Source organism: Modestobacter sp. NPDC049651, from assembly GCF_040659695.1.
GTDB lineage: Bacteria > Actinomycetota > Actinomycetes > Mycobacteriales > Geodermatophilaceae > Modestobacter.
In genome coordinates this window covers 86,648-98,439 of record NZ_JBFAOG010000003.1, presented here as the reverse complement: position 1 = coordinate 98,439, position 11,792 = coordinate 86,648, and the positions used below count along the sequence as shown (strand labels likewise).

General features: G+C 76.0%; 14 protein-coding genes. 5 read left to right on the top strand and 9 right to left on the bottom strand.

What is annotated here, in order from left to right; all coding sequences use genetic code 11:
* The first annotated feature begins 19 nt into the window (after positions 1 to 19).
* Complete coding sequence (locus AB0J00_RS06050; RefSeq protein ID WP_357741641.1) at positions 20 to 1,132, top strand: SRPBCC domain-containing protein; 1,113 nt, start codon at positions 20 to 22, stop codon at positions 1,130 to 1,132.
* A gap of 103 nt (positions 1,133 to 1,235) precedes the next feature.
* Here AB0J00_RS06050 and AB0J00_RS06045 read toward each other — a convergent pair whose 3' ends face one another.
* From AB0J00_RS06045 to AB0J00_RS06035, 3 genes are read right to left on the bottom strand one after another with little or no spacing between them, the layout of a single operon-like run.
* Positions 1,236 to 1,838, bottom strand: a complete 603-nt coding sequence (locus AB0J00_RS06045) for an alpha/beta family hydrolase (protein ID WP_357741638.1) — start codon at positions 1,836 to 1,838, stop codon at positions 1,236 to 1,238.
* Positions 1,835 to 2,509, bottom strand: coding sequence for an HAD family hydrolase (locus tag AB0J00_RS06040; RefSeq protein WP_357741635.1), 675 nt, complete (start codon positions 2,507 to 2,509; stop codon positions 1,835 to 1,837). The genes AB0J00_RS06045 and AB0J00_RS06040 overlap by 4 nt, the downstream gene beginning before the upstream one ends.
* The gene (locus AB0J00_RS06035; protein ID WP_357741632.1) at positions 2,506 to 3,147 is read right to left on the bottom strand and encodes a DedA family protein; all 642 of its coding nucleotides are present in this window, start codon (positions 3,145 to 3,147) and stop codon (positions 2,506 to 2,508) included. The genes AB0J00_RS06040 and AB0J00_RS06035 overlap by 4 nt, the downstream gene beginning before the upstream one ends.
* Positions 3,148 to 3,186: 39 nt before the next feature.
* Between AB0J00_RS06035 and AB0J00_RS06030 the strand changes: the two genes are divergently transcribed.
* Positions 3,187 to 4,476, top strand: coding sequence for an amidohydrolase (locus AB0J00_RS06030; protein ID WP_357741629.1), 1,290 nt, complete (start codon positions 3,187 to 3,189; stop codon positions 4,474 to 4,476).
* A gap of 43 nt (positions 4,477 to 4,519) precedes the next feature.
* Here the strand turns inward: AB0J00_RS06030 and AB0J00_RS06025 are convergent, their stop codons facing one another.
* Entirely contained in the window at positions 4,520 to 5,638 is a 1,119-nt protein-coding gene (locus AB0J00_RS06025; protein WP_357741626.1) for a zinc-binding alcohol dehydrogenase family protein, read from the bottom strand.
* 98 nt (positions 5,639 to 5,736) lie between these two features.
* Between AB0J00_RS06025 and AB0J00_RS06020 the strand changes: the two genes are divergently transcribed.
* The gene (locus AB0J00_RS06020) at positions 5,737 to 6,297 is read left to right on the top strand and encodes a helix-turn-helix domain-containing protein (RefSeq protein ID WP_357741623.1); all 561 of its coding nucleotides are present in this window, start codon (positions 5,737 to 5,739) and stop codon (positions 6,295 to 6,297) included.
* 42 nt (positions 6,298 to 6,339) lie between these two features.
* Here the strand turns inward: AB0J00_RS06020 and AB0J00_RS06015 are convergent, their stop codons facing one another.
* The 5 genes from AB0J00_RS06015 to AB0J00_RS05995 form a co-directional block, all read right to left on the bottom strand.
* Positions 6,340 to 7,092 (bottom strand): FAD:protein FMN transferase, encoded by a 753-nt coding sequence (locus AB0J00_RS06015; RefSeq protein WP_357741620.1) that lies wholly within the window; start codon positions 7,090 to 7,092, stop codon positions 6,340 to 6,342.
* Positions 7,089 to 7,556, bottom strand: a complete 468-nt coding sequence (locus AB0J00_RS06010) for an FMN-binding protein (protein ID WP_357741617.1) — start codon at positions 7,554 to 7,556, stop codon at positions 7,089 to 7,091. Before AB0J00_RS06010 ends, AB0J00_RS06015 begins: the two co-directional genes overlap by 4 nt.
* Positions 7,553 to 8,959 (bottom strand): ferredoxin reductase family protein, encoded by a 1,407-nt coding sequence (locus AB0J00_RS06005; protein WP_357741615.1) that lies wholly within the window; start codon positions 8,957 to 8,959, stop codon positions 7,553 to 7,555. Before AB0J00_RS06005 ends, AB0J00_RS06010 begins: the two co-directional genes overlap by 4 nt.
* Positions 8,960 to 9,081: 122 nt before the next feature.
* Positions 9,082 to 9,897, bottom strand: a complete 816-nt coding sequence (locus AB0J00_RS06000; protein ID WP_357741612.1) for an MBL fold metallo-hydrolase — start codon at positions 9,895 to 9,897, stop codon at positions 9,082 to 9,084.
* A gap of 17 nt (positions 9,898 to 9,914) precedes the next feature.
* A complete protein-coding gene (locus AB0J00_RS05995; RefSeq protein WP_357741609.1) occupies positions 9,915 to 10,430 on the bottom strand; it encodes a MarR family winged helix-turn-helix transcriptional regulator in 516 nt (171 codons plus the stop codon).
* Positions 10,431 to 10,514: 84 nt separating this feature from the next.
* On the opposite strand from AB0J00_RS05995, the gene AB0J00_RS05990 reads away from it, so the two are divergent.
* Positions 10,515 to 10,883 carry a nuclear transport factor 2 family protein gene (locus AB0J00_RS05990; RefSeq protein WP_357741606.1) on the top strand — a complete coding sequence of 123 codons (369 nt, stop codon included), beginning with the start codon at positions 10,515 to 10,517 and terminating at the stop codon, positions 10,881 to 10,883.
* Between the two features lie 96 nt (positions 10,884 to 10,979).
* Positions 10,980 to 11,729, top strand: a complete 750-nt coding sequence (locus AB0J00_RS05985) for an SDR family oxidoreductase (protein WP_357741603.1) — start codon at positions 10,980 to 10,982, stop codon at positions 11,727 to 11,729.
* The last annotated feature ends 63 nt before the right edge of the window (positions 11,730 to 11,792 follow it).

Here is an 11,792-nt window from a genome sequence, read left to right as displayed (position 1 = left end):
CCGCACCCGGAGGTAAGCCGTGCAGTTGGAGAACTCGTTCACCGTCCCGGTGCCCGTCGAGGAGGCGTGGCGGGTGCTCATGGACATCGAGCGGATCGCCCCGTGCATGCCGGGGGCGGCGCTGGACTCGGTGTCCGGTGACGACTTCACCGGCCGGGTGAAGGTCAAGCTCGGCCCGATCAACCTCACCTACCAGGGCAAGGCCTCGTTCGTGGAGCGCGACGAGACGGCCCACCGGGCGGTCATCGACGCCAAGGGCAAGGACCAGCGGGGCAACGGCACCGCGGCCGCGACGGTCACCGCCACCCTGGCCGCCGAGGGCAGCATCACCCGGGTCGACGTCCTCACCGACCTGAACATCACCGGCCGCCCGGCCCAGTTCGGCCGCGGCGTCATGACCGACGTCGGCAACAAGCTGCTCGGCCAGTTCGCCGACCGCCTCTCCGCGCAGCTGGCCTCCGGCGAGGGCGAGACCGTCGACGCCGAGGCCGCCGCGCAGTCGCAGGAGCCGACGGTCGCCAAGGCCGCCGCCGCGACCGGTGCGAAGGCCGCCGCCACGGTGGCCGGCGTGGCCGAGGAGGCCGCCGCCTCGACCGAGGGCACCCCGGCGAAGAAGGCCGGTGCCGCGGTGAAGAAGGCCGCGGGCGCCGCCGCCGACAAGGCCGCCGACGCCGAGGAGTCCGCGGCGGGCGCCCCGGCGAAGAAGGCGGCGGCGGCGAAGGCCACCCCGGCCAAGAAGACCGCCCCCGCCAAGGCCGCCCCCGTGCCCGACCCGACGGCGCCGCCGGCCCGCAGCAGCGCGCGGGTCGAGGAGGTCGCGCCCGCGGCCGAGGTGGCCCCGACGGCGGGCGCCGCCGAGCCGGCCGCCCCGACCCCGATCAGCGCGGTCCGCAAGGCCCCCAGCCAGCCGCCGACGGGCAACACCGCCCCGCCGAACCGCCCGGCGGCCGGTGGCCCCGCGAAGTCGACCCCGGCGGCCGCCCCCCGGCCGGTGCCGGCCGAGCCCGAGCCGATCGACCTGCTCGAGGTCGCCGGGTCGGCGGCGCTGGTCCGCTACGCCAAGCCGGCCGCCGGTGCCGCGGTGGGCCTGCTGGTGCTCACCCTGCTGATCCGCCGCCTGCGCAAGCACTGAGCGCCCTGCTGCGCCCAGCAGTGATCAGGTGACCTGATCCAAGACTGTCCCCCCGCACCAACGCTGGTGCGGGGGGACAGTCGTTGGTGCAGGGGGACGCCGGTCAGAGGCCCGCGAGCCAGGGGACGACGGCGGCGGCGACCGCGGCCGGGTCCTTCTTGAGCGCGTGGTCGCCGGGCACCGCCACCACCCGCCCGGGCAGCAGCTGCTCGACCTCCGCGGGGCGGCCGAACGCGTCGGTCTCCCCCTGCACGACCAGCACCGGCACGCCGGCGGCGGTCAGCTCGCCCGCGCGGCTCTTCTCCGGCTTCCCCGGCGGGTGCAGTGGGAACGCCAGCGCCAGCACCGCGGCGGCGCCCAGCGGCCCCGCCGTCCGGCAGGCCACCCGGGCCCCGGCGCTGCGGCCACCCAGCACCAGCGGCCCGGTCAGCAGCCCGGCGTCCCGGAGGTGCCCGAGCACCGTCGTCCAGCCCTCGTCCAGCCGGGCCGGCGCCGGGGCGATCCGCTTCCCGGCGACCTTCCACGGCTGGTCGACCCGGAGCACCCGCCAGCCCGCGGCGCAGCCGGCGGCCGCGACGGCCAGCAGGTCGGCCGAGTCGCTGCCGCCGCCGGCGCCGTGGCCGAGCACCAGGGTGCCGCGCGGGGCGCCGTCCGGCTCGTGGCCGTGCACGCGTGCTGGGCCGAGCGGAGTGGGGACGTCGGTCATGCGGGGAGGGCGAGCAGCGCGTCGACCACCTCGGGCAGTGACGCCGCCTGCACGTCGGGCTCGCCGAGCACGTCGGCGAACACCCGCTCGCTGCGCGGCACGAACGCCCCGGTGAGCCCGGCGGCCTGCGCGCCCTGCACGTCCCAGGCGTGCGCGGCGACCAGGGCCATCCGCGCCGGTGCCACCTGGCACACGCCCACGGCCCACAGGTAGGCCTCCCGCGCCGGCTTCCACGCCCGGACCGTCTCGCTGCTCAGCGTGCGCTCGACCAGCGCGACCACCCCGCCGCGGGTGAGCGCGGCCTCCGCCACGCCCGGCGTCCCGTGCGACAGGGTCACCGCGCGCACCCCGGCCTCGGTGAGCCGGCGCAGCGCGGGCTCGACGTCCGCGTGCGGGGAGAGCTCGAGGAACGCGTCGGCCACCGCGCCCCGGTCGCCCGGCGACAGGTCGGTGAGCTGCGCCAGCGCCGACTCGAAGGCGGCCCGGAACGGGAACCAGCGACCGGTGATCGTGCCGGCGGCGCCGGTGAGCAGGGTGCGGGCGAAGACGGTGGGCAGCAGCTCGGCGGGCTGCCCGTGCTCGACCAGCGCTGCGGCGACGGGCGCCAGGTCCAGCAGGGTCTCGTTGACGTCGAAGGCGACGACCTCGGGGCGGGTGCGGGGTGCGGTCACCGCTCCAGCCTGGCCCGGCGGCGGCGGAGCTGCCGCACCAGGGCCAGCAGGACGACGACGACCACCGCGCCGACGATCAGGTAGTCGAGCACGCCGACGTACCGCTCGACCAGCTCGTGCTGGGTGCCCAGCGCCACCCCGGCGCCGATCAGCGCCCCGTTCCAGACCGCGCTGCCCACCAGCGTGTAGCCGAGGAACTGCGGCCAGGGCATCCGCACCACCCCTGCCGGGACGGAGATGAAGCTGCGGACCACCGGCACGAGCCGGCCCAGCAGCACGGCGATCCGGCCGTGCCGCTCGAACCAGGCGAAGGCCTTGTCGACGTCCGAGGTCTCCACCAGCGGCAGCCGGTCCAGCCAGCGGCGGCTGCGGTCGGGGCCCAGCCAGCGGCCCAGCTGGTACAGGAAGGCCGCGCCGGCGAGCGAGCCGAGGGTGGCCGCCACGAACGCCGCGAGCAGGCTCATCCGGCCGGTCTCGGAGAGGTAGCCGGCCAGCGGGAGGACCACCTCGCTGGGGATCGGCGGGATCACCGTCTCGGCGAGGATCGCCAGCCCGACCCCGGGGGCGCCCAGGGCGTCCATGAGGTCGAGCACTGTTCCCGTGAGTCCGCCCGGGTCGGCGGCAGCAGCCGTCGGCACGCCCGGTCCAACGGGTGCCCGGCGGTTACGGTTCCGGGCATGCAGCGTTTCACCGCCCGGGCCGTCGTCGTCGGCGACCGGGCCGGCACCGTCGTGCCCGAGGCCGTCCTGGACGTCGAGGACGGCGTGATCACCTGGGTCGGCCCCGCCGCGGACGCGCCGGCCGCCCCGGACGCGCAGGTCACCGCACTGAACGGCGTCCTCACCCCGGGCATGGTCAACACGCACGCCCACTCGCCGATGGTGCTGTTCCGCGGGCAGGGCGAGGGGCTGCCGCTGGACCGCTGGCTGCGCGAGGTGATGTGGCCGCGGGAGGCGCGGCTCACCCCGGAGGACGTCGAGGTCGCGATGACCGCCGCGTCGGCCGAGATGCTGCGGCACGGGGTGACCACCAGCGTGGAGATGTACTTCCACCCGGAGCGGATCGCCGCCGCGCTGCGGGCCACCGGCGGGCGCGCGGTCGTGGCCAACCCGCTGATCGGGCTGCCCGGCTTCGGCAGCTTCGACGAGCAGCTGGCCACCGCCGTCCGGCTCTCGGCGGGCAGCGACGACCAGGTCGAGTACGGGATCGGGCCGCACGCGGCGTACACGGTGCCGCTGCCGGTGCTGCGCGAGGCCGCGGTCGCCGCCCGCGAGCACGACCTGCTCTACACGATCCACGTCGCCGAGACCGCGACCGAGGGCGACGAGCTGCTCGCCGAGCACGGGCTGAGCGTGCCGGCGCTGCTCGCCGCGCACGACGTCCTCGGCGGGCGGGTGCTGGGCAACCACTGCGTGCACATGGACGACGGCGACCTGGAGCTGTGGCGGGAGTACGACGTCGCGGTCGCGCACTGCCCGGGCAGCAACACCAAGCTGGCCAGCGGCACCGCCCGGCTGCGGGACATGCTCGACCTGGGCATCCGGGTGGGCATGGGCACCGACGGGCCGGCGTCCAACGACAACCTCGACCTGTTCGAGGACCTGCGGCTGGCCGCGCAGCTGGCCCGGCTGCGCGAGCGGGACGCGACCGCGCTGACCGCGCCCGAGGCGTTCTGGCTGGCGACCGGCGCCGCGGCCGCCGCCATCGGCCGCGAGGACCTCGGGCAGCTGGCGGTCGGCCGGCGCGCGGACCTGGTGCACGTCGACACCGACGACATCGCGTTCGTGCCGGTCGGCGACGTCACCGACCTGGTCACCCACCTGGTCTGGTCGGTGGGCTCGCGGCACGTCCGGGACACCTGGGTCGCCGGCCGGCAGGTGGTCCGCGACGGGGTGAGCACCACCGTCGACGAGGCCGCGCTGCGCGCCGACGTCCAGACCCGCGCGATGCGCCTCGCCGGACGCTGAGCGGAGTCCCAGCGCTCGCTTTCTGATGCGCTGGGACTCCACCTCAGACCGTGACGACGACCTTCCGGGCCGAGACGCCGGCGCGCTGGACGTCGAGTGCCCCCTGCAGGTGCGCCAGGCCGTGCCCGACCACCAGCGGCTCGGGCACGGCCCGGTACCGGCCCTCGGCCAGCGCCGCGGGCAGGAAGTCGCGGTAGACGGCGGTGCTGACGTCGTTGGCCTTCAGCGACGTGCCGAAGACGAACTTCGTGCCGACGCCCGCGCGCCGGGCCCGCAGCTGCAGCGCGGCGGTGGCCCAGCCCAGCCGGGCCATCGTGCGGGGCCGGGCGAGGCGCGGCAGGTCCGGGTCGCCCAGCGGCGCCAGCGAGACCGGCGTGCTGAGCAGCGAGACGAACTTCCGGCCCGCGCTGGCCGCGACGACGTCGACGCACGCGCGGCCCGAGGTGTCGCCGATCGCCACCGCGCCGGCCAGGGTGCGGCCGGACAGCGCCGCAATGAGGTCGGCGACCACCGTCGGGCTGCGGTGGTCGAGCACCTCGGCCGCCCCGAGCGCCCGGACCGCGTCCTGGTTGCGCGGGGACGCGGTCGCGACGACGTCGTAGCCGGCGGCGACGGCGAGCTGGACGCCGTTCATCCCCACGCTGGTCGACCCTCCCCAGACCAGCACCGTCTCCCCGGTCGGCGCGGCGTCCGCCGAGGGGGAGCGGAGCCCCAGCTGGTCGTCCTGGAACAGCGCGCAGGCCGCGGTCGACAGCGCGAGCGGCAGCACGGCGGCCTGCTCGTAGGGCAGCACGTCGGGGATCGGCGCGGCCATCCGCTCCAGGACGACGGTGTGCTGCCCGAACGCGCCCTCCGCGGGGCTGTCCACGTCGCGGTCGGTGCCCACGGCGTGGCCGAGCACCCGGTCGCCCACCCGGAAGCGGGTGACCGCCGATCCGACGGCGACCACCTCGCCGGCGACGTCCGAGCCCAGCACGGCCGGGTAGCTGAGCCACCGGTAGGCGAACGGGCCGGCCACCTGGATCACCCAGTCCACCGGGTTGACCGCGATCGCGGCGTTGCGCACCAGGAGCTGGTCTGGGCCCGGGACCGGGTGGGGTGCGGGCCCCACCTCCAGCCGGCCGTACGCCTCCGGGAGCCAGGCGGCGGTGTGGGTGGGCATGTCGGGTCCGTCCTCTCGGACCGGGTGTGATGTCACCCGGTGTCATGAGCACGGTAGCAGGTGATGTCACCGGGTGTCGTCAGACGTAGGATCGGGCCATGGTGCGGTGGGAGGCGGACGCGGCCGGCCGGCTGCAGCACGCCGCCATGTCGCTGTACCTGGAGCGCGGGTACGACGCGGTGACCGTCGCCGAGATCGCCGAGCGCGCGGGCCTCACCAAGCGCACGTTCTTCCGGCACTTCCCGGACAAGCGGGAGGCCGTGTTCGCCGGCGCCCCCGCCTTCCTGGCCGCCGTCGCGTCCGGGGTGGCGGACGCCGGTCCCGGCGCCGCGCCGATGGACGCGGTGCTGGCCGGCTTCGCGGCCGGTGCGGCCCGGCTCGCCGAGTACGCGCCGTACCAGCGGCAGGTGCGTGCCCTCATCGCGTCGTCGGCCGACCTGCAGGAGCGGGAGCACGTCAAGAACGCCGCGGTGGCGGCCGCGGTCGCCGAGGCGCTGGGCCGCCGGGGCGTCGACCCGCTGACCGCACGCCTGGCCGCGCACGCGGGCGGTGCGGTGTTCGCCGTCGCCTACGACCGCTGGGTCGACGACGGCGCGACCGGCGACCTCCCGGCGCTGCTGCGCGAGACCCGCGACGCAATGCGGTCCGTCCTCGGCTGAGTGGAGTCCCAGCGCTCGCATGTCGATGCGCTGGGACTCCACTCAGCCGACCGTGGTGGTGCTCCCGTCGGCCCAGACCACCAGGCCGGTGCGGCCGGGCCGGGTGGCCAGCCAGGCCGCGGCCTCGGGGCCGAGCGCGAACGCGGCGGTCGCGTCGATGTCGGCCCAGGTGAGGTCCGGGCCGATCACGGTCACCGAGGCGACGCCGGACGGCGGCCGGCCGGTGCGGGCGTCGACCACGTGGTCGCCCCGGTGCGCGGAGCCCGAGGTGGCCACCGCGCCGTTGGCCACCGGGACGACGGCCAGCACCCGGCGGGGATCGTGCGGGTCCTCGATGCCGATCCGCCACGGCGGCGCGTCCGGGTCGGGGCTGTGGCAGACCATGTCGCCGCCGGCGGACAGGCAGAACGCGGTGTCCGGCAGCGCGGCCAGGTGCCGGGCCGCGCGCTGCACGGCCCACCCCTTGACCACGCCGTCCGCGTCGAGCTCGACCGCGCCGTCCGGGCCGGGCCGCCGGACCCGGAACGCGCCGGAGGACTCCTGCTCGGCCTGCGCGCCCAGCGCCAGCACCTCGCCGACCTCGGGCGGGCAGTCGTCGGGGCCGAGCTCGCCGCGCGCCAGCCGGGAGACCACGGAGTCGGACCGGTAGCGGGAGAACACCGCGTCGACCGCGCGCAGCTCGGCCACCACGGCGTCCCAGGCCGCCCGGCCGGCGGCGTCGTCGGCGTGCCGGCCGCGGACGGCGAGGCTGACCGGCAGGCCCATCACCTGCTCGACCCGCCGGGTGGCCGTCACGAGAGGCCGGCCTGGTCCAGCGCGCTCTGCAGCGACTGGAGGTAGCCCTCGCTGGTGACGGTGGCGCCGGAGACCATGTCGATCTCGGCGCTCTGCGCGTCCAGGGTCTCCTGGACGAGCACCGGCAGCGCCTGGGCGTTGATCTCCTGGTCCTCGTGGTTGCCCGACGGGTACTCCACGACCTCGACGTCGGTGATGCTCCCGTCGGCCACGGTGATCTGCACCTGCACCGGGCCCCACCGGGTGTCGGCCGCCTCGCCGGTCACGGTGCCCGACGACGTGCCGGTGCCGGTGCCGGTGTCGCCGGTCCCGGTGCCCGACGAGGTGCTGCCGCCGACCGGCGCGACCTGCGAGGACTCCGCCGTGGCCGACCTGGAGGAGGTGGAGGTGTGGTAGCCGAACAGCAGCACCACCACGGTCAGGGTGCTCATCAGCCAGAGGACGATCTTCTTCACGCCGGTCACCAGCCAAAGCTCTCGAGGTGGACGTTCGCCGCCGGCACGCCGGCGGCCAGGGCGGTGCGGCGGACGGCGTCCGCCCACGGGCCGGGCCCGCAGACGTAGACGTCGCGCTCGGCGATGTCGGGCAGCCACCACCGCAGGGCCGCGAGGTCGGACGCGTCGCCGGCGCCGGCGCCGAGCCACGAGCCGGGGGAGCGGCGGGGGCCGGGCAGCCAGAGCAGCCGCAGCCCGCGCTGCCGGACGAGGGCGTCGAACTCGCCGCGGAACAGCGGGAGCTCCGAGGAGCGGTAGAGCAGGGCGGCGTCGCCGGGTGCGTACGCCAGGCCCTCGGCCAGGGCGCGCAACGGGGCGATCCCGACGCCGGCGCCGATCAGGGCGACCCTGCGGCGGGTGCGGGCCCGGGGGGACAGCCGGCCGAACGGCCCCTCCACCAGCACGCGGGTGCCGGGCCGCAGCGCGCGCAGCCGCGCACCGCCGTCCCCGACCTCCTTGACGGTGATCCGCAGGCCGTGCGGGCCGGGTGCGGCCGACAGCGACCACGGGTGGCCGCGGGTCCAGCCCGGCCCGTCGACGAACCGCCACAGGAAGAACTGGCCGGGCTCGGTGCGCAGCCGCTCCAGCCGGCGCCCGGTCACCCGCACCGAGACGACGCCGGGGGCCTCCGCCACGACCTCGGCCACCCGCAGCCGGTGGCGGAGGTTGCGCACCACCGGGACGCCGACCCGGTACACCAGCACCGCGGCGGCGGCGGCCGCCCACAGCCCCCACCAGAAGACGGTGCGGGCGGTCGAGCCGGTGAACTCCTGACCGGTCCAGAGCTGGTGCGGCAGGGCGAGACCGACGCCGAGGTAGGCGTACAGGTGCAGCAGGTGCCACGACTCGTAGCGCAGCCGGCGCCGGGCGGCCCGCACGCTGGTGACCACCACCAGCACCAGGCAGGCGGTGCCGGCCGCAGCCAGCAGCATGCCGGGGTAGTCGACGGTGAGGTCCCAGAGCTCGCCGGGGGTGGCGGCAAGCCGGCCGGCCGCGTAGCCCCAGGTGATCAGGCCGACGTGGGCGAGCATCCCGGTGAACGAGGTGAACCCGACCAGCCGGTGCAGCGCGGCGAGCCGGTCCTGGCCGAAGGCGCGCTCGAGCACCGGCAGCCGGGCCATGAGCAGCACCTGGGCCAGCAGCAGCACCGACGCGAGCAGGCCGGTGAGCCGGCCCAGCGAGGTCAGCCCGGTCTCCCAGCCACCGAGGTCGCGGATGCCGCCCCCGGCGGCCCACCAGTACGCGACGAGCAGCAGCGCCAGCCACAGCGCGGCCAGGCTGACCAGCCGGGTGCCGGCGTCGCGGCGGGCCGGGCCGCCCGGCGCCGGTGGGCGCGGCGCGGCCACGGGGGCCGGTGCGGTCATCGTGGTCATGACCCTCCCTCAGATCCGGGGAGAACCGGTGGTTCTCGGAACTGAGGATGACGATGACCTGGCCCGCTGGGGAGGTGCTCTCGGGATGCTGTGCGTCCCCTGAGCAGGGCTGACCTGTCGCGTCAGGCGCGGAGGCTGATCGTCTGGCCGCGGTGCACGGTGCGGATCTCGCCGGGCACCCGCCGCTGGGCGACCTCGCCGACGAAGTCGCCCAGGCCGGAGGAGAACACCGTGTAGTCGTCGAAGTGCACCGGGACGACGACCGACGGCCGGAGCAGCTCGACCAGGTCGGCGCCCTGCCGGCCGTCCATGGTCACGGTGAACCCGAACGCCTTCGTCCCGCCCAGGTGGGGGACGACGACGTCCAGCGGGCCGCACCGCTCGAGCACCTGGGCGAGGTCCTGGCGGAACAGCGTGTCGCCGCTGATGTAGCCGCGCCAGGTGACCGCGCCGTCCTCGACGAGCTCCAGCACGCTGCCCATCACCGGGGGCATCAGCCGGCCGAGCACGCCGGGCCCGTGCACGCCGGGCACCGAGGTGATCCGCAGCGTCGTCGTCCCGCGGGTGAACTCCTGGCTCTGCCAGTCGGTGAGGTCGCTGGTCTGCCGGAAGCCCTTGTCGGCCAGCGCGCGGGCAGCGGCCGGGGTGGTCACGACCGGGGTGTCCCGGGGCAGCGACCGGGTGGCGATCCGGTCCCAGTGGTCGGCGTGCAGGTGCGACAGCAGGATCGCGTCGAGCGCCGGCAGCTGGGCCGGCAGCAGCGCCGGGTCGGTGAGCCGCTTGGTGACCAGCCCGTACCCGAGGTACGCGTGCTGCCCGCGCCGCAGGAAGTTCGGGTCGGTGAGCAGTGTGAACGGGCCCAGCCGCAGCAGCGTGGTGGCGTTGCCGCCGAAGGTGAGCGTGACGTCAGCGGGACTGCTGCTCTGCGGCGCGGTCATGCCGCCGGGGCTACCCCTCAGCCGTCGGTGCCCAACCCCGGCAGCCGCCGTTGCGGCCTCCCGGGCCGCGGCAGGGTGCCGTGGGTGAGCACCTGCTCGTGCACCTGCTCCAGCGCGGTGCGCAGCGGCGCGAGCAGTGCGGGGTCCAGGCCGTCGAAGAACATCGTGCGCACGAACGCGGCGTGCGGCGGGGTGGCGGCCGCCAGTGCGGCCCGCCCGGCCGGGGTGAGGACGGCGTCGGTGGCCCGCCGGTCGGTCGTCGACGGGGCCCGCTCGACCAGCCCGCGGTCGCTCATCCGCGCGAGGTGGTGGGACAGCCTGCTGCGCTCCCAGCCGATCCGGGTGGCCAGCTCGGTGAGCTGCAGGCGCTCGCCCGGGGAGTCGCCCAGGGCGTTGAGCACGTCGAAGTCGGGGAGCGAGAGGCCGCTGTCGGTCTGCAGCTGGCGGTTCATCTCGTAGGTGAGCCGCAGCAGGACGCGCATGTAGGCGAACCACGTCTCCTGCTGGTCGGCGGTGAGCACGGGTCCGGGCACTCCCGCATTGGGTGACATGTCATGTACTTTCGCGTCGGTGGCACCCCAGTGTCGACCGACCCCCTCGTCCTCCCGGAGGCGCCCGTGCCCGAACCCGTCGAGTCCCCCGCCGAGCAGCTCCTCGCGCGGATGGTGCAGGAGGTCTTCAACGAGCCGGACGCCGACCGCCGGGCCGCGGTGATCGCCGAGGTGTTCGCTGCGGACGTGGTCTTCGTCGACGGCGAGCGGGTGGTGACCGGTCACGAGGAGCTGGCGGCCACCGTGACCGGCCTGCTGGCGCAGGGGCCGGGCATGGTCTTCACCCCGACCGGGTCGTTCCGCGGGGTGGGCGACCTCGGCATGCGGCCCTGGCGGCTGGGCCCGCCCGGCGGGGACCCGGTGCTCGGCGGACTGGACGTCGCCCAGGTCGCCGACGGCCGGATCACGCGGCTCTGGACGCTGCTCGACGCCTGACGGCGTCAGGACGGCCAGGTGGAATACGTGACATGTCACGTTGTTCGTCCTCCTGCGTGGCGCGAGACGCGCGCCGCGCAGGAGGAGGGACCCACGATGGGACAGCTCGACGGCAAGACGGCCCTGGTCACCGGAGCCACCTCCGGCATCGGCCTGGCCGCGGCCCGGCGCTTCGCGGCCGAGGGCGCGCACGTGTTCGTCACCGGCCGCCGCAAGGACGTGCTGGACGACGCGGTGGCGCTGATCGGCTCCGGTGCGGTGGGCGTGCAGAGCGACGTCAGCGACCTGGCCGACCTCGACCGGCTCGTCGAGCAGATCGCCGCGGCCGGGCGCGGTCTGGACGTCGTCCTCGCCAACGCCGGCGGCGGCGAGTTCGCCGCGCTCGGCCTGATCACCCCCGAGCAGTACGCCGACACGTTCGACCGCAACGTCCGCGGCACCCTGTTCACCGTGCAGAAGGCGCTCCCGCTGCTCAACGACGGCGCGTCGATCGTGCTCACCGGGTCGGACGCCACGCTGGGCGGGACGCCGTCGTTCAGCGTCTACGCGGCGTCCAAGGCCGCCGTGGCCCAGTTCGCCCGCACCTGGGCGGTCGAGCTGGCCGGCCGCGGGATCCGGGTGAACACGCTGGTGCCCGGGGCGACGGAGACGCCGGGCCTGCTGGGCCTCGCGCCGGACGACGCGGCGGCTGCCGCGATGGTCGAGGGCATGGCGGCCGGGATCCCGCTGCGGCGGCTGGCCCGTCCCGAGGAGATCGCCGCCGGTGCGCTGTTCCTGGCGTCGGACCAGAGCAGCTTCATGACCGGCCAGGAGCTGGTGCTGGACGGCGGCAAGGACCAGGCCTGACGTCTGGCAGGCTCCCCTCCGCGGCCGGCGCGGCTCCGGCGGGGAGCTCCCCGGCCGCCGAGG